This is a genomic window from Blastococcus sp. TF02A-26, from assembly GCF_003319125.1.
Lineage (GTDB): Bacteria > Actinomycetota > Actinomycetes > Mycobacteriales > Geodermatophilaceae > Trujillonella.
In genome coordinates this window covers 109,584-131,503 of the sequence record NZ_QOHG01000014.1, presented here as the reverse complement: position 1 = coordinate 131,503, position 21,920 = coordinate 109,584, and the positions used below count along the sequence as shown (strand labels likewise).

Here is a 21,920-nt window from a genome sequence, read left to right as displayed (position 1 = left end):
ACCTCCGAGAAAGCGCGGCGGGCGGCCCTGTCAGGCTGGCTGCACCAGTACAACCACCACCGGCCCCACACCGCCCTGCGCAACCTCCCGCCCATCACCCGCTGCACCAACGTCTCCGGGCAGTACAGCTAGCGCCCGATCGGGGCGGTCCGGGCGCGGGTGAGCCGCACCAGGTCGGTCGGGGCCAGCTCCACCTGCAGGCCCCGGCGGCCGGCGCTCACCATCACCGTGGCGAACCCCAGCGCGGAGTCGTCGACCACCGTCGGCAGCGCCTTGCGCTGGCCCAGCGGGCTGATCCCGCCGAGCACGTAGCCGGTGGTGCGCTCGGCGTCGGCCGGATCGGCCATCGCCGCCTTGCGACCGCCCGCGGCCGCCGCGAGGGCCTTGAGGTCGAGCGTGGTCGCCACCGGCACGACGGCCACGGTCAGCGCGCCGTCCACCCGCGTCACCAGGGTCTTGAAGACCTGGCGCGGGTCCGACCCCAGCGCGGCGACCGCGGCCTCGCCGTGTCCCTGGTCGGACGGGTGCTCGGGGTCGTACGGGTGCAGGGTGTGCGCCACCCGCGCCTTCTCCAGGACCCGCACCGCGGGGGTGGCCGCCACGGCGGGGGAGCCTAGCGAGCGGCCGGAGGGCACCCGGAGGCGATCGGCCGCGGCCGGGAATCCGTTCCCGGCCGGCTCGGTTGCACCGGCCGTGAGCAGCACCCTCCCGACCGCCCGCGCCCGGTCCGGTGCCGGTCCCGCCGTGCACCGCCGTCCGCCGGGCCGCCCCGATGCCGCGCGACTAGGATCGTCCGAGGTGGCACCCCGCGTCCGGGGTGCGCAGAGAGGACGGTCGGTGGCCCAGGAGCCAACGAGCACGGAGCCAACGAGCACGGAGCCAGTGAGCACGGAGCCAGTGAGCACGCCGATGGACGGAGCCGCGGCCCCGGCCGCCGCCGGTGCTCCCGTCGAGGTCCCCGACGCCCGCGAGGGCGGCAGCCGCACCGAGGTCGCCGAGACCCGCGCCGAGCGCGACGCCCGCTTCGAGCGCGACGCGCTGCCCTACCTCGACCAGCTCTACCCGGCGGCGCTGCGGATGACCCGCAACCCGGCCGACGCCGAGGACCTCGTCCAGGAGACGTTCGTCAAGGCCTACTCGGCCTTCCACCAGTTCGCCGAGGGCACCAACCTCAAGGCCTGGCTGTACCGGATCCTGACCAACACCTACATCAACAGCTACCGCAAGAAGCAGCGGCAGCCGCAGCAGTACCCGACCGACGAGATCCAGGACTGGCAGCTCTACGCCGCCGAGGAGCACAGCTCCAGCGGCCTGCGGTCGGCCGAGATCGAGGCGCTGGACCACCTGCCGGACTCCGACATCAAGGAGGCCCTGCAGCAGCTGCCCGAGGACTTCCGGCTGGCGGTGTACCTGGCCGACGTCGAGGGATTCGCCTACAAGGAGATCGCCGAGATCATGGGCACGCCCATCGGCACGGTGATGTCCCGCCTGCACCGCGGCCGTCGAGGGCTGCAGAAGCTGCTGGCCGACTACGCCCGCGAGCGGGGCTTCGTCCGCGCCGGTGCCGGGGAGGAGGCGTCGTGAGCGAGCACTCCGCGCACGAGGGTCACGGGCACGAGGACCCGGTGGAGATCAACTCCTGCGACGACGTCCTGTCGCACGTGTTCGAGTTCCTCGACCACGAGACGGACGACGCGCGCCGGGCGGTCATCGCCGAGCACCTCGAGGACTGTTCGCCGTGCCTGCGGCAGTTCGGCATCGAGCAGGAGTTCAAGGCGCTGGTCCGTCGCCGCTGCGGGGGCGACCAGCCGCCGGTCGGGCTGCGGGACCGGATCAAGCTGCAGCTGACCACCGTCTCCTTCGAGGAGGACGGCACCGCGGTCAGCGTCGAGCGGGTGACCACCGAGATCGTCACGGAGCGGAGCGGCGAGCGCCCCACCGCCTGAGCGGCGGGGCGCCCCCCGTGCCCCGTCCAGAGGCTCGCGCCGAGCTCGCGAGGCGCGAGGAGGACGGGGTCCTTGCTCAGGCGTTGGGCCGCTTGCCGTGGTTGGCCTTGCTGCCCTTGCGGGAGCGGCGCTTGCGTCCACGCTTGGACATCGCTGCCCTCCTTTCCTCGTCGTCGGGGGAGACGCCCGGTCGGACGTCCTGATCGGGCGGGTGCGCCCCGGGGGCCGGGTGTGCAGGCTCCCGGCGGACCCGCCAAGCTGACCGCACAAGCCTCTCACGCCCGGAGCGGTCGACTCCGGTGGGCGGGACCAGGCGGCACGGAGCAATTCGGGGGAGGACGCAGGAGTGGCCCAGCTGGGGATCGAGAGCGTGCTCGTGGCCGGACGCGGTCCGGCCGCCTGCGCGGTCATCGCGGCGTGCTCGCGGCTGGAGGTCAAGGCCGTCGCCGTCCACTCGGAGGTCGAGCGCAACGCGCTGCACGTGCGGCTCGCCGACGACGCCGTCCTGCTCGGCCCGGCGCCCGCGTCGGAGTCCTACCTCGCCGTCGACCGGATCGTGGAGGCCGCGCGGCGCAGTGGCGTCTCCGCCGTCCTCCCCGTGCCGCCGGCGCTGGCGGGCAACGCCCGGTTGGCCGGCGCGGTCGTCGCCTCCGGGCTGACCTGGGTCGGACCCGACGCCGCGGTGCTCGAGCGGCTGGGCGGCGACGGCGTCGAGCCGGCCAGCGAGCAGGGGCTGCTGGCGTGGGTGACCGACGACGGGCTGCGCTGCGCCACCCCGGTGACCCGGGACCGCGCCGCCGGCATCGCCCGCGTCTCCTGGACGCCGGAGCAGCCGCCGCCGCTGCCGGCCACCGCTCGCCGGCTGGTGGAGGTGGGCTGGCGCGGGCTGGTCACCGTCGGCGTCGCGCCCGACGGGGAGCTGGGTGAGGTCGCCGCCGGCTTCTCCCTCGACATGGCCGTGCTGGAGCGGGCGCACGGCGTGGACGCCGTCGAGCTCGCCCTGCGCAGCGCCGCCGGCACCGCGGGCCAGGTCCCGCTGCCGGTCGAGCCGCCACGGTCCGCCGTCGCCGTGCAGCTGCGCTCCACCCTCCCGCCCGGACAGGCGGGCCGGATCACCGGCCGGCTGCCCGGTCCCGGCCGCAGGCGCGGTCGCGGCCGGTCGACCGACGTGGTCGCCGCCTCCGGCTACGAGCCCGGCGACCGGCTCGACGGCTGGTACGACGCGCTGCTGGCCACGGTCAGCGCCGGCGCCGGCGACGTCCCGACGGCCGCACGGGCCGTGAGCGACGCGCTCACCGGCCTCGGGGAGACCGGCGTCCCGCACGACGGCGGAGAGGTCTGCGCCGTCCTGGAGCGGCTCGCCTCGGGCCATCCGGCGTCCGGGAGCTGACGGTCCGCCCCGCCCGTCGGGGGTGATTGGATGACCACCGCCGGGGGTCGAGGTGGGGAGGTGTCGGTGGCGGTCGAGGAGATCCACGCCGAGATGGTGTCCAGCGTCTGGAAGGTGCTGGTGACGCCGGGTTCGCCGGTCGCCGCCGGCGACACGCTGGTGATCCTGGAGTCCATGAAGATGGAGATCCCGGTGCTCACCGAGCAGGCCGGCACGGTCGCCGAGCTGCACGTGGTCGAGGGCGAGGTCCTCCAGGAGGGCGACCTCATCGCGACCGTGCAGTCCTAGACGTCCCGCTCGTAGACGAGCAGGTCGACGCCGGGAACCGGCGACCAGTCCCGCTCGGGGAGCCGGCGGAAGCCCAGCCGCTCGTAGAGGCGGTGCGCCGCGGTCATCCGCGGATCCGTCGAGAGCACCATCGTCGCCTTGTCCGCCGTCCGTGCCCGGTCCAGGCAGGTCCTGACCAGCAGCTCGCCGATCCCCGCGCCGCGCGCCGCCGGGTCGACCACCAGCATGCGGAAGCCGGCCTCCGACGGGCCGGCGGTGACCTCGCCGAAGTCGCCGTCCAGGACCAGCGCGACGCTGCCCACGACGCGGCCGTCCAGCCGGGCGACGAGCAGCTCGGCGCGCCCGGCCCGGCCCTCGACGTCGCCCAGCTCGGTCAGGTACGTGGTCGCGGCGAGCTCCTCGTCGCGGTAGACGCCGACGGTCAGCTCCCGGATGGCGTCGAAGTCGGCCGGGGTGGCGGGCTCGACGATCGGCTCGACGGTGCGGGTCACGGCTCCCGAGGCTATGCGGTGGCCCTCTCTAGGCTCGCAGCCACCATGAGCAGCCTGTACGACCGCCTCACCCGCGCCGCGGGGGTCACCTCGCCGTCCCTGGTCGACCACGTCCGCCGGCTCGTCGCCGACTGGCAGTTGCTGGCCGACCTCTCCTTCGCCGACCTGACCCTGTGGGTGTCGGTCGAGTCCGGCGTCTGGTGGTGCGTGGCGCAGGTGCGACCGCTCACCGCGCCGACCAGCCAGCCGGAGGACCTCGTCGGCAGCGAGTTGCGCGGGGTGGACGCCGAGCCGTTCGTCGTCGCACACCGCGAGGGCCGGCCGGTCACCGAGGGGGAGCCGGACTGGTCCGGGGGGACGCCGCGGCGCCGCGAGGTCGTGCCCGTGCGCCACGACGGGGTGGTCGTCGCCCTCCTGGCCCGGGACACCAACCTGGCGGTGACCCGGTCGCCGTCCACGCTGGAGCTGACCTACCTCGACATCGCCGCCGACCTCTGCCTCATGGTCTCGGCCGGCACGTTCCCGCCGCCCAAGGTGCTCGACGCCGAGATCAGCCCGCGGGTGGGCGACGGGCTGGTGCGCCTGGACGGTGCCGGCCGCGCCGTCTACGCCAGCCCCAACGCGCTGTCGGCCTACCGCCGGATCGGGGTGACCGGCGACGTCGTCGGGGCCGACCTGGCGCCGCTGAGCCGGGAGGTCGCCGCCGACCGGATGGCGGGGGAGACGGTCGCGGCCGGCATCCGGGCGGCCGTCGCGGGCCGCTTCCCCGAGCCGATGGACCTGGAGGGGAGCAGCGCGACGCTGCTGGTCCGGGCGCTGCCGCTGCAGGCCCCGGGCGGGGAGGAGGGCGCGCTGGTGCTGGTCCGCGACGTCACCGACGTCCGCCGCCGGGACCGGGCGCTGCTCACCAAGGACGCCACCATCCGCGAGATCCACCACCGCGTGAAGAACAACCTGCAGACCGTGGCGGCGCTGCTGCGGCTGCAGGCGCGGCGGATGACCGAACCCGCCGCCCGCGCGGCACTCGAGGAGTCGGTGCGCCGGGTGGCGTCGATCGCGATCGTGCACGAGACGCTGGCCGGCAGCCGCGAGGACGTCGTCGACGTCGACGACGTCCTCGACCAGGTGCTGCCCATGCTGGGAGACCTGGCCTCCGTCGGCCCGGCCGCGCGGACCCGCCGCACCGGTGCCTTCGGCGAGCTGCCGGCCGCGGCGGCGACACCGCTGGTGCTGGCGGTCACCGAGCTGCTGCACAACGCCGCCGAGCACGCCTTCCCCGACGGGGAGACCGGCACGATCGAGCTGCGCGCCGAGCGGGACGGCGACGACCTCGTCGTCCGGGTCCGCGACGACGGCACCGGGCTGCCGGCCGACTTCGACCCGGCCGCCAGCGACGGCCTGGGCCTCCAGATCGTGCGCACGCTGGTCACCAGCGAACTGGGCGGCGGGTTGACCATGGGCCCTCCGGCGGACGGCGGTGCCGGGACCGAGGTCGTGCTCCAGCTGCCGGGAGCGGGCCGGCCCCGGCGCTAGGAACGCCGAAGGCCGGCCCGGGAGCCGGGCCGGCCTTCGACGGGTGCTGCGGTGTCGCGGTGTGTCAGGCGCGCACGCGGGTGCGGGCCTGGCGGCGCTTGAGGGCGCGGCGCTCGTCCTCGGAGAGCCCGCCCCAGACGCCGGAGTCCTGGCCGGAGCGCAGGGCCCAGTCCAGGCAGGACTGCACGACCGGGCAACGCCGGCACACCGCCTTCGCCTGCTCGACCTGCACGGTCGCGGGACCCGTCGTGCCGATCGGGAAGAACAGCTCCGGGTCCTCGTCGCGGCAGAGGGCGCGGTGGCGCCAGTCCATGGTGGTGTGCTCCTCGAAGTCGTCTACGGTGTCGAAGCGGGTCGCTGTCTCCGGGCGTCTGCGCGAGCGGTACGAGAACTCCGTACCGTCATCCAGCGACCGCCTGCTTGTTAACGGCAGGTTGCGTTCCTGACCGCGATGTTTTCACGGCTGAGACGCCTGTCAAGCGCATGGAGGGCCCGGTGGGACCCCTCGTGAGCAAGCTCACCACGCCCGTGATAGGGCCGCCACTCGGCAGGGGCCGGTCCATTGACACGAGGCCGCTGACGTGCCCGCGGGGTCCGTCGTCAGGCGACGACGCGCAGGGCGGCCGGGACGGAGCGCAGCCGCAGCCCCGTCGCGGTGCCCAGGTGGTCGCCGTCCAGCTGCCAGCCCTGCGGGCGGCTCGCGGTCAGCGTGACCTCGGGGAGGTCGTGCCACCGGTGGATCCGGCGGCCCTGGACGGCGGGCCGGTCGCCCATCACCTGCCGCAGGGTCCGCAGCATGCGGACCGAGCCCATCCGGCCCAGGGCGAAGACGTCGAGCTCGCTGTCGAAGGAGGCCTCGGGGCTCGGGTTGATCGGCCGCGCGCCCAGGTAGGTCCAGGGGCTCACGTTGGAGACCAGGCAGAGGAAGACGCCGTCCCGCGGCTCCTCGCCCGGCACGGTGACGGTGACGGCGGGACGGCGGCGCTCGCGGCCCAGCAGGAAGGCCGTCGTCCCCTCGCGGACGTACAGGGCGCCGGTGGACCGCCGGCCGCGGGCCCGCTGGGCCTCCACGCGGGCGATGACCTCGGCGTCGAAGCCGAGGCCGGCGGCGAACACGAACCACCGCGGGTCCGTCCAGTCGGGGTGCGCGGCGGCGTCGCGGGCGGCGATCGCCGGTGCGGCCGCGGGGTCGACCGGTTCGACGGGCGCGGTGCTGGTCCCCGACGCGCTGGCGGTGCCCAGCGACACCCGGCGGGTGCGGCCGGCGCGGATGCTGTCGAGGATCTCCGCGGTGGCCTCGACCGGGTCCCGGGAGCGGCCCAGCGCGCGGGAGAAGACGTTCGTCGAGCCGCCGGGGACGACCGCCAGCGTCGGCACGTCCGCGCCGGGTCCGGCGTGCAGCAGACCGTCGACCACCTCGTTGACCGTGCCGTCGCCGCCCAGGGCGACCACGATGTCCACGCCGTCTGCGTGCGCCTCGCGGCCGAGTTCGCGGGCGTGCCCGCGGTGGGTCGTCTCGGCCAGGTCGACCTTCAGCTGACTGCCCAGGGCGCTGACGAGGACGTCGCGGACCTTGGTGTTGGTGGAGGTCGCCGCGGGGTTGGCCACCACGAGCGCACGCATGACCTCCAGGCTAACCACGCGGGTGCCGTGCAGCCTGCCGGTCGTGTGACCGCTGACGCGTAGCCTCGCTGCTGTGACGCAGGAGAGCGGTGCGGCCGGCCGTGGGGGCCGCGAGCGGCGCAGCCGGGCCGACCGGCTGCTGGGTGGTGCCGCGGAGCCGGCCGCCCCCCGCACCCCGGCGGAGCGCGGCGAGACGCCCGTCGCCGTCCGCCGGGCGGCGCTCGTCGTCGGCCTCGAGGCGGTGCTGCTGCTCGGTGGCGCGCTCGTCCTGCTCTATCTGACCCTGACCAGCTCGGCGACGAGCGTGAGCAACGCCGTCGCGGAGGTCGTCTACGTCGCGCTCTTCGGCGGCGTCATGGCGGCGGCCGCGGTCGGGCTGTGGCGGGTCTCCCCGTGGGCCCGCGGCCCGGTGGTGGTGCTGCAGCTGATCCTGGCCGCCCTCGGCTACACGACCGCCTTCGAGGCGGGCCGTCCCGAGCTGGGGATCCCCGTGCTCGCCCTGGCCGCGGTCGAGCTGTACCTGCTGGCCACGCCGGAGGCGCGGCTGGCCTACCTCCGCGCGTCGGGGGAGTAGGGGCGCGGGTTCAGATCAGGTCGACGACGTCGGCGATCGAGTCCAGCACCCGTCCCGGCCGGAACGGGAACCGGGAGACCTCGGTCGCCCGGGTCGAGCCGGTCAGCACCAGGATCGTGTCCAGCCCGGCCTCGATCCCGGCGACGACGTCGGTGTCCATCCGGTCGCCGATCATGACCGTGCTCTCCGAGTGGGCCTCGATGCGGTTCATCGCGCTGCGGAACATCATCGGGTTGGGCTTGCCGACGAAGTACGGCTCCGCGCCGGTCGCCTTCGTGATCATGGCCGCGACCGCGCCGGTGGCCGGCAGCGGACCCTCCGCCGACGGACCGGTGACGTCGGGGTTGGTGGCGATGAACCGGGCGCCGGCACCCACCAGGCGGACGGCGCGGGTGATCGCCTCGAACGAGTACGTGCGGGTCTCCCCGAGCACGACGTAGTCCGGGTCGACGTCGGTCAGCGTGTAGCCGGCCTCGTGCATCGCGGTGGTCAGCCCCGCCTCGCCGATGACGTAGGCCGAGCCGCCGGGCAGCTGGGTGGAGAGGAAGTCCGCCGTCGCCAGGGCCGAGGTCCAGATCGCCTCCTCGGGCACCTCCAGCCCCGCCCGGGACAGCCGGGCCGCGAGGTCGCGCGGGGTGAAGATCGAGTTGTTGGTCAGCACCAGGAAGCGGCGCCGTCGCTCGACCAGGCGGGCGAGGAACTCGGCGGCGCCGGGCAGCGCGGACCCCTCGTGCACGAGGACGCCGTCCATGTCGGTGAGCCAGCACTCGGCCGGCTGCCGTCCGGCGCTCATGCCCGGCGGTCCGCGGCGAAGCCGGACAGGGCGTCGTCGGTGAGCCGGAAGACCGTCCACTCGTCCATCGGCACCGCCCCGGCCGCCCGGTAGAAGTCGATCGAGGGCGTGTTCCAGTCCAGGACCGACCACTCGAGCCGGTCGTAGCCGCGCTGCACGCAGACCTCGGCGAGGGTGCGCAGCAGCTCGCGGCCCAGGCCCGTGCCGCGGGAGGCGGGCTGCACGTAGAGGTCCTCGAGGTAGATGCCGTGCGTGCCGCGCCAGGTGGAGAAGTTGAGGAACCACAGGGCGACGCCGACGACGGTGCCGGCGCGCTCGGCGACGTGGCCGAAGAGCGCGGGGGAGTCGCCGAACAGCGCCGCGGTCAGCTGCTCCTCGGTGAGCCGGACCTCGTGCGCGGCCTTCTCGTACTCGGCGAGCTCGCGGACCAGGCCGACCACGGCGGGAACGTCGTCGGGGCGGATGTCCCGGATCGTCACGTCAGCAGCTCCTTCACGCGGGTGGGCACCAGCCGGGCCAGCGGGGACAGCGCCGGCACCAGGACCGGTGCGAACAGGTAGCCGTAGGCCAGCACGCACCCCGTGACGACCGGCACCGTGGCCAGGCCGATCACGATGACGATCGCGGCGGCGACCAGCCCGTACGGCCGCCCGCTCTTCGGGCTCACCAGCGAGCGGAACGACCGGAAGCGGATCGTGGTGACCATCAGCACGGCCGGCAGCGCCACGATGAGCAGCACCCACAGCCGGTCGCGGCCCTGCATCTGGTCGCCGAACGCGAACACCGAGGCGAGGACGACGCCCGCGGCGCCCGGGCTGGGCATCCCGGTGAAGTACCGCTTGTCGGCCGTGGGGTCGACGGTCGTGTTGAACCGCGCGAGCCGGATGGCGGCGCAGGCCACCCACAGGCCGCACACCACCCAGCCGGCCGGGTCCCAGCCGTCGCGACCCTCGGAGAACAGCGTGAAGGCGATCAGTGCCGGCGCCATGCCGAAGGACACCAGGTCGGCCAGGGAGTCGAACTGCAGGCCGAACGGGGTCACCGCGCCCACCAGGCGGGCGACCGCCCCGTCGGTGATGTCGAAGACGATCGACAGGCCGATCAGGACGGCGGCCAGCGTGTGGTCGCCCCGGATCGACACGAGGATGGCGACGAAGCCGCACATCATGTTGGCCAGCGTGAAGAGGCTGGGCAGTGTGGCCAGCGCACGTCGCCGGGTGCCGCGCACCGAGCCGCGGACGAACTCCACGGTCGCCGTCCGCCGGGTCTGCGGGGGGATCCCGGCGCCGGACGCGGAACTGGGCATGGCCGCCGCTCCTCAGCCGGCCGCGGGCCAGCGCGCGATGACGGTCTCGCCGCCGCGCACCCGCTTCCCCTTGCCGACCGTGATCTCGCACTCGGGCGGGACGAAGACGTCCATCCGCGACCCGAACTTCATCAGGCCCATGCGCTCGCCGGTCGCCAGCCGCTGGCCGACCCCGGTGCGGGTGACGATGCGACGGGCCAGCACGCCGACGATCTGGCGGAAGACGACGGTGCGGTCGCCCTCGCGCAGCCACAGCTCGCTGCGCTCGTTCCGGTGCGCGGACTCCTTGCGGTAGGCGGCGAGGAAGCTGCCCTTGCGGTACGAGCTCTCCACCACCTCGCCGGAGTACGGCGAGCGGTTGACGTGCACGTCGACGACGGAGAGGAAGACGCTGACCTGCTGCCACTCACCGGGCGGGGCGACGCCCTCCTGCGGCTCCCCGGCGACCATCACCACGCCGTCGGCGGGGGACAGCACGTCGTCGGGCGCCGGGGCCTCGCGGTCGCAGCGCCGGTCCGGGTCGCGGAAGAACAGCGCCATGTACGCCGACAGCCCGACGAGCGGCCACGCCACCCGGCGGGGCCACCGGCGACCGGAGAGCGACGAGGCCGTCGACAGGAGGGCGGCGGGGGCCAGCGGGCCGGCGATGAAGGGCCAACCGGCGGGGTCGATGCGCATGGTGGCCCCACGCTACCGGTGGCGCCCGGGAGAGGTCGGGCGTTCCCGGACCGTGGGCCGGCCCGGGACGCCCGCGGTGCTCAGGAGGCGGGTGTGGCGGCGTCGACCAGCCAGCGGACGCCGAACCGGTCGGTGACCTGCCCGAACGCGTCCCCCCACGCCTGCTTCTCGAACGGCACGTCGACGGTGCCGCCCTCGGCGAGGCCGTCGAAGTACCGGGTGAGCGTCTCGAGGTCGTCGCCGGAGATCGAGCAGGACACCCGGCCGGCGGTGGCGGTCGACCCGTCGCCGCCGTCGGAGGCCATGAGCTCCAGCCCGGCGTCGGTGCGCAGGAAGGCGTGCATCACGCCGTCGTCCGGGTAGTCGTCGCCCCCGCCGCCCATGTCGCCGAAGGTCATCACCTCGAGCTCCCCGCCGAGGACGGAGCGGTAGAACTCCATCGCCGCGCGGGCGTCGCCGGAGAAGTGCAGGTACGGGTTCAGCCGGATGGCCATGGTCGCTCCTCGGTTCGCGGACGTCGGGGTGCAGACGGCGCCCGCCCGGCGGACTCATCGGTGCCCGGGAACGCCACCGGCCGGCGACCCCGAGGGGGCGCCGGCCGGTGGTGCAGCCGCGGGAGGACTAGGCCGCGGCCTTGGTCTCCCAGAAGATCTTGTCGATCTCCGCGATGTAGTCGAGCAGCTTCTGGCCCTCGGCGGGGTCCATGCTGCCCTTGCCACCGGCCGCGCCGGCCTGCTTGGTGGCCTTGTTGAACAGCTCGTGCAGCTGCGGGTACTTCTCGAAGTGCGGGGGCTTGAAGTAGTCGGTCCACAGCACCCACAGGTGGTGCTTGACCAGGTCCGAACGCTGCTCCTTGATCAGGATGGCGCGCGTGCGGAAGGCCGGGTCCTCGTTGGCCTGGTACTTCTCCTGGATGGCCTTGACGGACTCCGCCTCGATGCGGGCCTGGGCCGGGTCGTACACGCCGCAGGGGAGGTCGCAGTGCGCGGTGGCCTCCACGGCGGAGAGCATGCGGAACAGACGCATGGACGTGCCTCCGGGGATCGTGGGGTGGGTCGTCTGCGACCCTACTCTCGGTGAACGCGGCCGACGCAGGGGAGCAGCAGGTCCCCGCCCTGCTCACGCCCTGGGTCCTGGTCCGGGTGAGCGGTCCCTCGATGTCGCCGACCGTGCGCGACGGCGACCGGTTGCTCGCCCGGCGGGTGCGGCCCGGCGGCCGGGTCCGCTCCGGTGACGTCGTCCTCGCCCGGTTCCCGGCGCGACCGGAGCTGCTCGTGCTCAAGCGCGTGGTGCACCCGCTGCCGGGGGGGCACTGGGTGCAGGGCGACAACCCGCTGGTGACCGACGACAGCCGGGCGTTCGGTCCGGCGGTGGTCGTCGGCCGGGTCGTGGGCCGGTTGTGGCCACGTCCGGGCCGGCTGGGATCGCCTCCGCCGGTCCCCTAGGCGGTCGGCGCCCCACGGCGCTCGGCGTAGCGGGCGGCGCACTCGGCCATGGTCGGCAGCAGGCCCTGCTCGCGGGCCTCGGCGAGGGTCGGGGCGGCGGTGTCCTTGGCCGACAGCTCGAACTCGACGTCGCCGGGCCACGGGAGGGCCAGCTCCGGGTCGAGCGGGTGGACGCCGAACTCCCGGGTGGGGTCGTAGCCGCTGGAGACCAGGTAGGTCACCGAGCTGCCGTCGGCGAGGGAGACGAAGGCGTGGCCCAGTCCCTCCGCGAGGTAGACCGCCCGCGGCTGCTCGCTGTCGAGCAGCACCGCCTCGGAGACGCCGAAGGTGGGGGAGTCCACCCGGACGTCGACGACGACGTCGAGCACCCGGCCGGCCGGGCAGTAGACGTACTTCGCCTGCCCGGGCGGCACGAGCGCGAAGTGCACGCCGCGGAGCGCACCGCGGGCCGAGACGCTGTGGTTGGCCTGGGCCAGCGGCAGGGCGGCTCCCGTGGCCTCGGCGAGCAGGTCGGCCCGGTACCACTCGGTGAACCGCCCGCGGGCGTCACCGTGCGCCACCAGGTCGATCGCGTAGGCGTCGGGCACGGCCAGCTGGCGGATCTCCACGGGCGCACCGTAGCGAGCCCCCCACCACGGGACGATTACGCTGCCGTGTCCATGGGCAGCAACGACGACGCGCACCTCTCCGACCGCTTCGCCGACGACCCGGCGTTCGCGGTGCACGAGGGCGGCAAGCTGGTCGTACGGTCCACCCGGCCCATCGAGTCCATCGCCGACCTGGCCCTCACGTACACCCCCGGCGTCGCCCGGGTGAGCAGCGCGATCGCCGCCGAGCCGGAGCTGGCCCACCGCTTCACGTGGGCGCCGCGGGTGGTCGCGGTCGTGTCCGACGGCACCGCGGTGCTCGGCCTGGGTGACATCGGCCCGGCCGCAGCCCTGCCGGTCATGGAGGGCAAGGCCTGCCTCTTCAGCGAGTTCGCGGACCTCTCCGCGGTGCCGGTGGTCCTGGACACCACCGACGTCGACGAGATCGTGGAGACCGTCGCCCGGATCGCGCCCTCCTTCGGCGGCATCAACCTCGAGGACATCAGCGCCCCGCGCTGCTTCGAGGTCGAGGAGCGGCTGCGCGAGCGCCTGGACATCCCGGTCATGCACGACGACCAGCACGGGACGGCGATCGTCGTCCTCGCCGCGCTGCGCAACGCGGCCCGGGTCGTCGACCGCGAGCTGAGCAGCCTGCGGGTCGTGGTGTCCGGTGCGGGCGCCGCGGGTGTGGCATGCACCAAGATACTCCTGGAGGCGGGCGTCGGGGACATCGCCGTCGCGGACTCCCGCGGGGTGCTGCACACCGGCCGTGAGGACCTGACGCCGATCAAGCGCTGGGTCGCCGAGCACACCAACCGCACCGGCTACGCCGGGACGATGGTCGGGGCGCTCGCCGGCGCCGACGTCTACCTGGGCCTGTCCGGCGGCTCCGTGCCGGAGTCCGCGATCGCGACCATGGCGCCGAACTGCATCGTCTTCTCGCTGGCCAACCCGATCCCCGAGGTGGACCCGGAGATGGCCGCCCGGTACGCCGCCGTGGTGGCCACCGGCCGCAGCGGTGAGCCGAACCAGATCAACAACGTGCTCGCCTTCCCCGGGGTGTTCCGCGGCGCGATCGACGCCGGTGCCCCGCACATCACCGAGCAGATGAAGCTGGCCGCCGCGACGGCGATCGCCGACGTGGTGGGCGACGAGCTGCGAGCGGACTACATCGTGCCCAGCCCGCTGGACCGCCGGGTCGCCGAGGCCGTCGCCGCCGCGGTCGCCGCGTGCGCTCGCGGCGAGTCGACCGAGCCCGTCCCGGCGCCCCTGGGCTGAGCGCTGGCGCACGGGGAGTCGGCACACGGGGAGCGCCGGCCCGCGGTTACGTTGGGGCACCGGCGCCCGGCCCCGTCCCGCGGGGCCCGGCGTGCGACGTCCCACCCGTCCGGCACCACGCCTCCGACGTCTGGACCCCGCAGTGACCACCACGCGCCCCGACGACCCGCCGCTCGCGGAGCAGGAGCGACCCGACGACGGGGCGCCGGAGCAGGAGCGGCGTCCGGACGACCCGGGGGCCTCCGCGGCGCCGGCCCGCGGCGGCCGGCTGCTGCGCTGGGCCGCCGGCCTGGTGCTGGCGCTGCTCGCGGCCGTCCCGGCGGTGCTCGGCCTGATCGCCGTGCTGCAGGAGCGTGGTGAGCCCTACCTGCCCATCGGCGACCAGGCGTTCCTGGAGCTCAACGTCCGCGAGGTCGGCAGCGGGGACGTCCTGCTCGGCGCCTACTCGCGCTTCCCCTGGTACCACCCCGGGCCGATGCTGGCCTACCTCCTCGCCGTCCCCTTCGCGGCGGTGGACGAGGCGCACCAGGGGCTGGCCGTCGGTGCGCTCGTCATCGCCGGGATCAGCACCGTCGCGGCGGTGCTGCTGGTCCGCCGTCGGCTCGGCGTCGGAGTCGCCCTCTGGACGCTGCTGGTCCTGACCGTGACGGTGCGGCTGCTCGGCGACGGCTTCCTCCGGGACTCCTGGAACCCCTACGTGCCCGTGCTGCCGCTGCTGGTCGCCGCGCTGCTGGTCTGGACGGCCGTCCGCGGCAGCGCCTGGGCGCTGGTCCTGGCCGTCCTGCCGATGTCGCTGGCGGTGCAGGCCCACGTCGGCTACCTGCCGGCGGTCGGCGCCCTGGGCGGGGTGCTCGCGGCGGGCCTGCTGGTCCGCGCGGTCCGGGCCCGGCGGAGCCGGCGCCGGGCCGAGCCCGCGGCCCGCAACTGGCTGCGCTGGCCGGTGGCGGTGCTGGCAGCGATCGCGCTGGGCATCGTGCTCTGGCTGCCGCCGATCTCGCAGCAGCTGACCGGGTCCCCGGGCAACATGGGCCTGCTGCTCGACTACTTCCGCGACGGCTCGCGGGAGGCGGAGCTCTCGATGGGGCAGGCGCTGCGCGCGGTCGCCGACGAGTTCGGCCGGGTGCCGGCCTACGTCGCGGGAGCCGCGCCGCCCTCGCGGCTGCTCCTCCCGGTGGGGTGGCCGGTCTGGGGGATCGCGGTGGGCCTCGCCCTCTTCGTCGTCGCGCTGGCCAACGGCGTCCGCCGGCGCAGTGGGGACGTGCTGTGGCTCGGCGCGACGACCGTGGCCCTGGGCGCCGCCGGCGTCGCGGCCGTGGCGCGGATCGAGGGGCTCCCGTTCCCCTACGTGACCCAGTGGACGACCGTCGTCGGCGTCCTCGCGTGGACCACCGTCGGGGCGAGCCTGCTCCCCGAGCTGGTGGGCGCCGTCCGGTACCTGCTCGGACGGGTGCGGCAGAGGGTCCGGCCCGATCTGGTGGTCGCGGCGCCGCTGGCGGTCCTGGCGACCGTCGCCGTCGTCGTGGCGGGGACGGCGGTGGCCCGCACCGAGACCCCGATGACCGACACGACCGGCGACATCGCCCGGCTCGAGGAGGCCATCGTCGCCGACCTGGACCGGACCGGCCTGGCCGGCCAGGACCCGCTGGTCCGCATCGACTTCCCGGGCACGACCCGCGCCGACGACCTCCTCGGCACGTTCTGGCCGGGGGCCGGGCTGGTGCTGGAGCTGGTCCGTGACGGGATCGAGACCCGGGTGGCGGAGTTCTGGGTGGCGCCGTTCGGCACCCGCTACACCGAGGGGGCCGACGACGCCGACTACGTCGTCACCCTCGCCTACTCCGACGGCACCTCTCCGCCGCCGGAGGCGTGGCAGCGCGTGCTCGACGTCCAGGGCGAGCTGCAGGTGTACGGCGGGGTCCCGCCGACCGCCTGAGCGCGCGGAGGTCAGCGGGCGAGGATGTCGGCGATGATCGGGTCGAGGGTCTCCCGGGCGCCGGTGTTGGCGTAGAGGAACCACAGCGCGGCGACGACGAACGCCGGCGCCAGCACCGCCTTCTCCAGGAACGCGCCGGTGTGCATCGGCGTGAGCATGAGCCGGCAGCGGTGCACGATCCAGATGAGGGGCACCGGCACGCCCTGCCGGGTGATCATGTCGCCGGCGATGTGCACCAGGCAGCCCAGGCCGACCGCCCAGGGCAGCCACGTGGGTTGCGGCGTGTGGTCCAGCAGGAACCAGGCGCCGGTCCAGGACAGCAGCAGGTTGCCGACGACGGTGTTCTCGGCCCGGCCCGGGATGATGAAGTGCAGCGCGCGCAGCGCCAGCCCGATGGCCAGCGCCATGAACAGCAGGCTGGACCAGTAGCTGCGCGCGGCCAGCACCGCCAGCGCGCCGAAGGCCAGCGGCCCGATCACCGCGTCGTGCGTGCCCCACCGGTGTCCCTGCGCGAGGCGGCCGATGGCCCCCGACGGCACGTCGGTGACCGGTCCCCACATGTCCGAGACGGTGGAGCCGTGGGAGTCGAGGTCGGGGAGCATCGCGAACCCACCGACGGCGGCGACCCAGGCGACCTGGGCGACGGTGCCCTCGACGGGGGCCCAGGGCAGCGTCGCGGCGCCGACGGCCAGGCCCGACAGGGCGTGGGAGTGACCGAGCACGCGCGCAGGGTGCCGTGTCGGCAGCCGCCGGAGGGGGAGGCGCGCGGCAGGTCAGGCGTGCGTCGTGGCCGTCGGCTCCCCGACCGGGGCGTCGGTGGGATCGGGCCGGCCGGCGAGGAACGCCGTGGCGATGGCGCCCAGCACGGCGAAGCCGAGCATCACGCCGGCCATGGGGAGCAGGGTGCCGGCGGTCCCCAGCCCGGCGAGCGGGGCACCGACACCCGCGATCGCGAACTGCCCGACGCCGACCAGGGCCGAGGCCGTGCCGGCCATCCGGGCGGCGTCGGCCATCGCCAGCGCGGTCGCGTTCGGCAGGACCAGCCCCGTGGCGGCGACGACCACGAAGAGCGCGGGCAGGACCACGGGCAGCCCGGCGTCGGCCAGCGCGGCGGCGACGAGGACCACCGCGCCGAGCGTCTGCAACCCGAGACCGCAGCGGGTCAGCAGCCGCGCGCCGGTCCGGCCGACCAGCACCCGGGACACCTGGCCGGCCAGCACGATGCCGATGCCGTTGGCGGCGAAGACGAGGCTGAACTGCTGCGCGGACAGGCCGTAGCCGTCCTGCAGCACGAACGAGGAGCCGGAGATGTAGGTGAACAGGGCACCGAACGCCAGCCCCTGGGAGAGGACCGCGGCCACGAACGGGCCCCGGCTCAGCAGCAGCCGGCCGTTGCCCAACGTCGTGCGGAGGCCGCCGGCCACCCGCCGGTCGGGGGAGAGCGTCTCCGGCAGGCGCCAGAACGCGGCCAGCAGCAGGGCCAGGCCGATGCCCGCCAGGACGACGAAGAGACCGCGCCAGTCCGTGACGCGCAGCAGCTGACCGCCGACCACGGGGGCGAGCACCGGGGCGGCGCCACCGATGGAGGCGAGCACCGCGAACACGCGGGCGGCCTCGGTGCCCTCGTACCGGTCACGGACGATCGCCCGCGCCAGCACGATCCCGGCCGCGCCGCCGAGGCCCTGCAGCACCCGGATGGCCACCAGCACCCAGACGGTGGGGGAGAACGCGCAGAGCAGGGATGCCAGCGCCCACGCACCGACCCCGAGCAGCAACGGCCCGCGCCGGCCGAAGCGGTCCGAGAGCGGGCCGGCCACCAGCTGCCCCGCGGCCAGGCCGATGGCGACGGCCGACAGGGTCAGCTGGACCGGCGACTGCCCGGCGTCCAGGTCGTCCCCGACCTGCGGCAGCGCCGGCAGGTAGAGGTCCATCGACAGCGGCCCGAACGCCGAGAGGGCGCCCAGGAGCACGAGCAGTCCGCGCGGGGAACCGGTGGTCCGGCCGCTCATTCGTCGTCGTCGTCGGTACCGCCGCGGGCCAGCCAGGTGGCGAGCCGTTCGACGGGGACCTCGAACTCCGGGTTCTGGTCGACGAAGGCCTGGAGCTGGTCGGCCAGCCAGGCGAGGGTCACCTGCTCCTCGCCCCGCCGGTCGACCAGCTCCTCCAGACCGCGATCGGTGAAGTACACGCGCGACCTCAGTCCGCGAAGGCCTGCGCGATCAGCTGCCGCTGCTCGACCTCGTGCACCTTGGCCGAGCCGACGGCCGGGCTGGCCGACGCGCGACGGCTGACCCGGCGCAGCGTGCGGCCGGCCGGCAGGTGCTCGGGCAGGTTCACGGCCATGAACTGCCAGGCGCCCATGTTCGCCGGCTCCTCCTGCACCCAGACGACGTCCGTGGCGTTCGGGTAGCGCTCGAGCTGGGCGACGATCTGCTCGGCCGGCAGCGGGTAGAGCTGCTCGACCCGCACGATCGCGGTGTCCCCGGCCTTGTCGGCCTCGCGCTGGCTCATCAGGTCGTAGGCGACCTTGCCGCTGCACAGCAGGACCTTGCGGACGGCGTTCGCGTCGAGCTCCGAGCCGCCGGTACCGGGGTCGGCCAGGACCGGGCGGAAGCCCTCGTCGGTGAACTCCGCGACCGCGCTGACCGCCGCCCGGGAGCGCAGCAGCGACTTCGGCGTGAAGACGACCAGCGGACGGTGCACGTCCGACAGCGCCTGCCGCCGCAGCAGGTGGAAGTAGTTCCCCGGCGTCGTGCAGTTGGCGACCGTCATGTTGTTCTCGGCCGACAGCTGCAGGAACCGCTCGATGCGGCCGCTGGAGTGGTCGGGACCCTGGCCCTCGAGGCCGTGCGGCAGCAGCAGGACGACGCCGGAGCGCTGACCCCACTTGGCCTCGCCGGAGCTGATGAACTCGTCGATGACCATCTGCGCGCCGTCGACGAAGTCGCCGAACTGGGCCTCCCAGAGCACCAGCGCCTTGGGGTTGGCCACCGAGTAGCCGTACTCGAAGCCGAGTGCGGCGTACTCGCTGAGCAGCGAGTCGTAGACGAAGAACTTCGCCTGGTCCTGACCCAGGTGCAGCAGCGGGGTGTACTCCGCGGCGTTGTCCCGGTCGATGAGGACGGCGTGCCGCTGCACGAACGTGCCGCGGCGGGAGTCCTGGCCGGCCAGCCGGACCGGGATGCCCTGCATGAGCAGCGACCCGAAGGCCAGCAGCTCGCCCATCGCCCAGTCGATGCCGCCCTCGCTCACCATCGCGGCGCGGCGCTCGAGCATCTTCTGCAGCTTCGGGTGCGGCGTGAAGTCCGGCGGGAACGAGACGTGCGCGTCGCCGATCGCCTTGAGCACCTCGGTCGAGATCGCCGTCGCGACGTCGGACTCGTGCGCGCTGCGCGGGTCCATCACCGGCTCGGGCTTGGAGGTGTCGCGGGCGTCGTGGGTCTCGGCGAAGGCCCGCTCCAGCTGCCCGCGGTAGTCCTTGAGCGCCTCCTCGGCCTCGGCCAGCGTGATGTCGCCGCGGCCGATGAGCGCCTCGGTGTACAGCTTCCGGACCGAGCGCTTGCGGTCGATGATGTCGTACATCAGCGGCTGGGTCATCGATGGGTCGTCGCCCTCGTTGTGCCCGCGGCGGCGGTAGCAGACGAGGTCGATGACGACGTCCTTCTTGAACGCCTGGCGGTAGTCCACGGCGAGCCGGGCGACCCGCATGCACGCCTCGGGGTCGTCGCCGTTCACGTGGAAGACCGGGGCGCCGATCATCCGCGCGACGTCGGTCGAGTAGAGGCTCGACCGCGACTGCGCCGGGCTGGTCGTGAAGCCGACCTGGTTGTTGACGACGACGTGCACCGTGCCGCCGGTGCGGTACCCGCGCAGCTGGGAGAGGTTCAGCGTCTCGGCGACCACGCCCTGACCGGCGAACGCGGCGTCACCGTGCAGCAGCACCGGCAGGACCGTGAAGCCGTTCTCGCCCTTGTTCAGCATGTCCTGCTTGGCGCGGGCGATGCCCTCGAGGACGGGGTTGACCGTCTCCAGGTGCGAGGGGTTGCTGGCGAGCGAGACGGCGATCTCCGCGCCCTCCCGGAACGGGTTGCGGAAGGTGCCGGTGGCGCCGAGGTGGTACTTCACGTCGCCGGAGCCCTGGACGGTGCCCGGGTCGATGTTGCCCTCGAACTCGCCGAAGATCTTCGAGTAGCTCTTGCCGAGCACGTTCGCCAGCACGTTCAGCCGGCCGCGGTGCGGCATGCCGATCGCGACCTCGTCCAGCCCGTAGTCGGTGGAGGCGACGAGGACCTCGTCGAGCACCGGGATGAGCGACTCGCCGCCCTCGAGGCTGAAGCGCTTCTGCCCGACGTACTTCGTCTGCAGGAAGGTCTCGAACGCCTCAGCGGCGTTGAGCCGGCCCAGGACGTGCTTCTGCTTCTCCCGGTCCGGCTGCTCGGCCTTGAGCTCGACCCGCTTCTGGATCCACTCGCGCTCCTCGGGGTCGGTGATGTGCATGTACTCCACGCCGACGGTGCGGCAGTAGGAGTTGCGGAGCACGCCGAGGATGTCGCGCAGGGCCATCATCCGCTCGCCGGCGAAGCCGCCGACGGGGAACTTGCGGTCGAGGTCCCACAGGGTCAGCCCGTGCTGGAGGATGTCCAGGTCCGGGTGGGTGCGGACCTTGAACTCCAGCGGGTCGGTGTCGGCCATGAGGTGGCCGTTGCGCCGGTAGGCCTCGATGACCTCGATGACCCGGGCTTCCTTGTCGATCTGCCCCTCGCGGCTGACCCGCGCGTCGGCCATCCAGCGGACCGGCTCGTAGGGGATGCGCAGCGACCGGAAGACGTCGTCGTAGAAGCCGTCCTCGCCCAGCAGCAGCGCGTGCAGCCGGCGCAGGAAGTCGCCGGACTCCGCGCCCTGGATGATCCGGTGGTCGTACGTCGAGGTCAGCGTGATGATCTTGGAGATGCCGAGCTCGGTGAGCGCCTCGGGGCTCATCCCCTGGAACTCGGCCGGGTACTCCATGGCGCCGACGCCGATGATCGCGCCCTGGCCGGCGGTCAGCCGCGGCACCGAGTGGTTGGTGCCGATGGTGCCCGGGTTGGTGAGGCTGATCGTCGTCCCGGAGAAGTCCTCCATCGTCAGCTTGTTCTGCCGGGCGCGGCGGATCACGTCCTCGTAGGCCGCCCAGAACTGGGCGAAGTCCATCGCCTCGGCGGCCTTGATCGACGCGACGACCAGCGAGCGGGACCCGTCGGGCTTGGGCAGGTCGATCGCGAGCCCGAAGTTGACGTGCTCGGGCTGCACGAGCACCGGCTTGCCGTCGACCTCGGCGAAGGCGCTGTTCATGTTCGGGAAGTCGTCCAGCGCCCGGACCAGCGCGTAGCCGATCAGGTGCGTGAAGGAGACCTTCCCGCCGCGGGCCCGGGCGAGGTGGTTGTTGATGACGATGCGGTTGTCGGCCAGGAGCTTGGCCGGGACCGCGCGCACGCTGGTCGCCGTCGGGACGGTCAGCGAGGCGTTCATGTTCTTGACGACGGCGGCGGCGGCACCGCGCAGCGGGGACTGCTTGGGGCCCTCGCCGGTGGCCTTCGCCGCCGCCGCCGGTGCGGCGGCCTTCGGGGCGGGGGCGGCCTTGACCTGCTGGTCGGCCCGGTCGGCGGCGCGGTGGACCACGGTGGCCTCGGTCTTCGGCTCGATGCCGGCACCGCCGGCCGGGGCGGGGGCGCCGTTCCCGCGCGGCGCTGCGGGCTCGGCCGGCGTCGCCGCGCTCTTCGCGGCCGGGGCCGGCTTCGCCGGGGCCGGCTTCGCCGGTGCGGCGGACTCCGCTGGCGCGGCCGCCGGGGCCTCCTCGCGGTCGTCACCGGACGAGACGGGGCTACCGGGCCGGTAGTCGGCGAAGAACTCGTGCCACGCCTGGTCCACGCTGGACGGATCGGTGAGGTACTGCTGGTACATCTCCTCGACCAGCCACTCGTTGGTGCCGAAGCCGGCCACCGCGGAGGTCTGGGAGGAGGGGGTGGACGGCCGGGAGGGGCTCACGCTTGACACGGGGTCGAGTGCCTTCTTCGTC

Annotated in this window: 26 protein-coding genes; 10 read left to right on the top strand and 16 right to left on the bottom strand. The window is 74.1% G+C overall.

Translation table 11 applies throughout. From position 1 onward, the window contains the following. On the top strand, window positions 1–132 hold a 132-nt coding region (locus tag DQ240_RS16340), incomplete at its 5' end, for an integrase core domain-containing protein (protein WP_147262009.1). Here DQ240_RS16340 and ybaK read toward each other — a convergent pair. Beyond that, entirely contained in the window at window positions 129–602 is a 474-nt protein-coding gene (gene ybaK / locus DQ240_RS16335) for a Cys-tRNA(Pro) deacylase (protein WP_113840687.1), read from the bottom strand. The two genes, DQ240_RS16340 and ybaK, sit on opposite strands and share 4 nt — an antisense overlap. A 307-nt stretch (window positions 603–909) precedes the next feature. On the opposite strand from ybaK, the gene DQ240_RS16330 reads away from it, so the two are divergent. Both DQ240_RS16330 and rsrA read left to right on the top strand, forming a co-directional pair. After that, entirely contained in the window at window positions 910–1,584 is a 675-nt protein-coding gene (locus tag DQ240_RS16330) for a sigma-70 family RNA polymerase sigma factor (protein ID WP_233498771.1), read from the top strand. After that, the gene (rsrA, locus tag DQ240_RS16325; protein ID WP_113840670.1) at window positions 1,581–1,946 is read left to right on the top strand and encodes a mycothiol system anti-sigma-R factor; all 366 of its coding nucleotides are present in this window, start codon (window positions 1,581–1,583) and stop codon (window positions 1,944–1,946) included. Before DQ240_RS16330 ends, rsrA begins: the two co-directional genes overlap by 4 nt. Window positions 1,947–2,022: 76 nt before the next feature. On the opposite strand, the gene DQ240_RS24530 is transcribed toward rsrA, so the two are convergent. Further along, window positions 2,023–2,097 (bottom strand): 50S ribosomal protein bL37, encoded by a 75-nt coding sequence (locus DQ240_RS24530; RefSeq protein ID WP_099459150.1) that lies wholly within the window; start codon window positions 2,095–2,097, stop codon window positions 2,023–2,025. A 195-nt stretch (window positions 2,098–2,292) separates the two neighbouring features. Between DQ240_RS24530 and DQ240_RS16315 the strand changes: the two genes are divergently transcribed. Next, complete coding sequence (locus DQ240_RS16315; RefSeq protein ID WP_113840668.1) at window positions 2,293–3,336, top strand: biotin carboxylase N-terminal domain-containing protein; 1,044 nt, start codon at window positions 2,293–2,295, stop codon at window positions 3,334–3,336. 30 nt (window positions 3,337–3,366) lie between these two features. After that, window positions 3,367–3,624 (top strand): biotin/lipoyl-binding carrier protein, encoded by a 258-nt coding sequence (locus DQ240_RS16310; RefSeq protein WP_113840667.1) that lies wholly within the window; start codon window positions 3,367–3,369, stop codon window positions 3,622–3,624. Here DQ240_RS16310 and DQ240_RS16305 read toward each other — a convergent pair. Further along, window positions 3,621–4,115: a GNAT family N-acetyltransferase gene (locus DQ240_RS16305; protein ID WP_113840666.1), complete on the bottom strand. Its 495-nt coding sequence runs from the start codon at window positions 4,113–4,115 to the stop codon at window positions 3,621–3,623. The genes DQ240_RS16310 and DQ240_RS16305 overlap by 4 nt on opposite strands. A gap of 45 nt (window positions 4,116–4,160) precedes the next feature. Here DQ240_RS16305 and DQ240_RS16300 point away from each other — a divergent pair, with 45 nt between their 5' ends. Beyond that, window positions 4,161–5,648, top strand: coding sequence for a sensor histidine kinase (locus tag DQ240_RS16300; RefSeq protein ID WP_113840665.1), 1,488 nt, complete (start codon window positions 4,161–4,163; stop codon window positions 5,646–5,648). Window positions 5,649–5,712: 64 nt separating this feature from the next. Here DQ240_RS16300 and DQ240_RS16295 read toward each other — a convergent pair whose 3' ends face one another. Both DQ240_RS16295 and DQ240_RS16290 read right to left on the bottom strand, forming a co-directional pair. Continuing rightward, window positions 5,713–5,961 carry a WhiB family transcriptional regulator gene (locus tag DQ240_RS16295; protein WP_113840664.1) on the bottom strand — a complete coding sequence of 83 codons (249 nt, stop codon included), beginning with the start codon at window positions 5,959–5,961 and terminating at the stop codon, window positions 5,713–5,715. Window positions 5,962–6,248: 287 nt separating this feature from the next. After that, entirely contained in the window at window positions 6,249–7,271 is a 1,023-nt protein-coding gene (locus DQ240_RS16290) for a diacylglycerol kinase family protein (RefSeq protein WP_113840663.1), read from the bottom strand. A 73-nt stretch (window positions 7,272–7,344) separates the two neighbouring features. Here DQ240_RS16290 and DQ240_RS16285 point away from each other — a divergent pair, with 73 nt between their 5' ends. Then, entirely contained in the window at window positions 7,345–7,845 is a 501-nt protein-coding gene (locus tag DQ240_RS16285; protein ID WP_113840662.1) for a hypothetical protein, read from the top strand. 10 nt (window positions 7,846–7,855) lie between these two features. Here DQ240_RS16285 and DQ240_RS16280 read toward each other — a convergent pair whose 3' ends face one another. The 6 genes from DQ240_RS16280 to sodN form a co-directional block, all read right to left on the bottom strand. Further along, the gene (locus DQ240_RS16280) at window positions 7,856–8,638 is read right to left on the bottom strand and encodes an HAD-IIA family hydrolase (RefSeq protein ID WP_113840661.1); all 783 of its coding nucleotides are present in this window, start codon (window positions 8,636–8,638) and stop codon (window positions 7,856–7,858) included. Then, window positions 8,635–9,117 carry a GNAT family N-acetyltransferase gene (locus DQ240_RS16275; RefSeq protein ID WP_113840660.1) on the bottom strand — a complete coding sequence of 161 codons (483 nt, stop codon included), beginning with the start codon at window positions 9,115–9,117 and terminating at the stop codon, window positions 8,635–8,637. The genes DQ240_RS16280 and DQ240_RS16275 overlap by 4 nt, the downstream gene beginning before the upstream one ends. After that, the gene (pssA, locus tag DQ240_RS16270) at window positions 9,114–9,944 is read right to left on the bottom strand and encodes a CDP-diacylglycerol--serine O-phosphatidyltransferase (RefSeq protein WP_113840659.1); all 831 of its coding nucleotides are present in this window, start codon (window positions 9,942–9,944) and stop codon (window positions 9,114–9,116) included. Before pssA ends, DQ240_RS16275 begins: the two co-directional genes overlap by 4 nt. A 12-nt stretch (window positions 9,945–9,956) precedes the next feature. Beyond that, window positions 9,957–10,622, bottom strand: coding sequence for a phosphatidylserine decarboxylase (locus DQ240_RS16265; protein WP_113840658.1), 666 nt, complete (start codon window positions 10,620–10,622; stop codon window positions 9,957–9,959). A gap of 80 nt (window positions 10,623–10,702) precedes the next feature. Continuing rightward, window positions 10,703–11,116 carry a VOC family protein gene (locus DQ240_RS16260; protein WP_113840657.1) on the bottom strand — a complete coding sequence of 138 codons (414 nt, stop codon included), beginning with the start codon at window positions 11,114–11,116 and terminating at the stop codon, window positions 10,703–10,705. Window positions 11,117–11,243: 127 nt separating this feature from the next. Then, window positions 11,244–11,648, bottom strand: a complete 405-nt coding sequence (gene sodN, locus DQ240_RS16255) for a superoxide dismutase, Ni (protein WP_091943306.1) — start codon at window positions 11,646–11,648, stop codon at window positions 11,244–11,246. Between the two features lie 50 nt (window positions 11,649–11,698). On the opposite strand from sodN, the gene DQ240_RS16250 reads away from it, so the two are divergent. Then, on the top strand, window positions 11,699–12,067 hold the full coding sequence (locus DQ240_RS16250) for a S26 family signal peptidase (RefSeq protein ID WP_113840656.1): 369 nt from the start codon (window positions 11,699–11,701) through the stop codon (window positions 12,065–12,067). Here DQ240_RS16250 and DQ240_RS16245 read toward each other — a convergent pair. After that, the gene (locus tag DQ240_RS16245; protein WP_113840655.1) at window positions 12,064–12,675 is read right to left on the bottom strand and encodes a dTDP-4-dehydrorhamnose 3,5-epimerase family protein; all 612 of its coding nucleotides are present in this window, start codon (window positions 12,673–12,675) and stop codon (window positions 12,064–12,066) included. The two genes, DQ240_RS16250 and DQ240_RS16245, sit on opposite strands and share 4 nt — an antisense overlap. Window positions 12,676–12,726: 51 nt before the next feature. Here DQ240_RS16245 and DQ240_RS16240 point away from each other — a divergent pair, with 51 nt between their 5' ends. Both DQ240_RS16240 and DQ240_RS16235 read left to right on the top strand, forming a co-directional pair. Next, window positions 12,727–13,932, top strand: coding sequence for an NADP-dependent malic enzyme (locus DQ240_RS16240; RefSeq protein WP_113840654.1), 1,206 nt, complete (start codon window positions 12,727–12,729; stop codon window positions 13,930–13,932). 142 nt (window positions 13,933–14,074) lie between these two features. Then, on the top strand, window positions 14,075–15,865 hold the full coding sequence (locus DQ240_RS16235) for a hypothetical protein (RefSeq protein WP_113840653.1): 1,791 nt from the start codon (window positions 14,075–14,077) through the stop codon (window positions 15,863–15,865). An 11-nt stretch (window positions 15,866–15,876) separates the two neighbouring features. On the opposite strand, the gene DQ240_RS16230 is transcribed toward DQ240_RS16235, so the two are convergent. Genes DQ240_RS16230 through DQ240_RS16215 form a run of 4 tightly spaced genes read right to left on the bottom strand, consistent with a single transcriptional unit; the run spans window position 15,877 to window position 21,889 of the window. Further along, window positions 15,877–16,587 (bottom strand): metal-dependent hydrolase, encoded by a 711-nt coding sequence (locus DQ240_RS16230; RefSeq protein WP_113840652.1) that lies wholly within the window; start codon window positions 16,585–16,587, stop codon window positions 15,877–15,879. 51 nt (window positions 16,588–16,638) lie between these two features. Continuing rightward, entirely contained in the window at window positions 16,639–17,874 is a 1,236-nt protein-coding gene (locus DQ240_RS16225) for a multidrug effflux MFS transporter (protein ID WP_113840651.1), read from the bottom strand. Then, window positions 17,871–18,053 carry a DUF6104 family protein gene (locus DQ240_RS16220; RefSeq protein WP_113840650.1) on the bottom strand — a complete coding sequence of 61 codons (183 nt, stop codon included), beginning with the start codon at window positions 18,051–18,053 and terminating at the stop codon, window positions 17,871–17,873. Before DQ240_RS16220 ends, DQ240_RS16225 begins: the two co-directional genes overlap by 4 nt. A gap of 8 nt (window positions 18,054–18,061) precedes the next feature. Next, window positions 18,062–21,889, bottom strand: a complete 3,828-nt coding sequence (locus DQ240_RS16215) for a multifunctional oxoglutarate decarboxylase/oxoglutarate dehydrogenase thiamine pyrophosphate-binding subunit/dihydrolipoyllysine-residue succinyltransferase subunit (protein ID WP_233498770.1) — start codon at window positions 21,887–21,889, stop codon at window positions 18,062–18,064. Between the last annotated feature and the right edge of the window lie 31 nt (window positions 21,890–21,920).

What these genes read in the sequence shown, in the direction of transcription:
- DQ240_RS16330 (WP_233498771.1), top strand. Translation starts at nt 910, where the DNA reads ATGGACGGAGCCGCGGCCCCGGCCGCCGCCGGTGCTCCCGTCGAGGTC.
- DQ240_RS16310 (WP_113840667.1), top strand. Translation starts at nt 3,367, where the DNA reads ATGACCACCGCCGGGGGTCGAGGTGGGGAGGTGTCGGTGGCGGTCGAG.
- DQ240_RS16300 (WP_113840665.1), top strand. Translation starts at nt 4,161, where the DNA reads ATGAGCAGCCTGTACGACCGCCTCACCCGCGCCGCGGGGGTCACCTCG.
- DQ240_RS16295 (WP_113840664.1), bottom strand. Translation starts at nt 5,961, where the DNA reads ATGGACTGGCGCCACCGCGCCCTCTGCCGCGACGAGGACCCGGAGCTG.
- DQ240_RS16290 (WP_113840663.1), bottom strand. Translation starts at nt 7,271, where the DNA reads ATGCGTGCGCTCGTGGTGGCCAACCCCGCGGCGACCTCCACCAACACC.
- DQ240_RS16280 (WP_113840661.1), bottom strand. Translation starts at nt 8,638, where the DNA reads ATGAGCGCCGGACGGCAGCCGGCCGAGTGCTGGCTCACCGACATGGAC.
- pssA (WP_113840659.1), bottom strand. Translation starts at nt 9,944, where the DNA reads ATGCCCAGTTCCGCGTCCGGCGCCGGGATCCCCCCGCAGACCCGGCGG.
- DQ240_RS16265 (WP_113840658.1), bottom strand. Translation starts at nt 10,622, where the DNA reads ATGCGCATCGACCCCGCCGGTTGGCCCTTCATCGCCGGCCCGCTGGCC.
- DQ240_RS16260 (WP_113840657.1), bottom strand. Translation starts at nt 11,116, where the DNA reads ATGGCCATCCGGCTGAACCCGTACCTGCACTTCTCCGGCGACGCCCGC.
- sodN (WP_091943306.1), bottom strand. Translation starts at nt 11,648, where the DNA reads ATGCGTCTGTTCCGCATGCTCTCCGCCGTGGAGGCCACCGCGCACTGC.
- DQ240_RS16240 (WP_113840654.1), top strand. Translation starts at nt 12,727, where the DNA reads ATGGGCAGCAACGACGACGCGCACCTCTCCGACCGCTTCGCCGACGAC.
- DQ240_RS16225 (WP_113840651.1), bottom strand. Translation starts at nt 17,874, where the DNA reads ATGAGCGGCCGGACCACCGGTTCCCCGCGCGGACTGCTCGTGCTCCTG.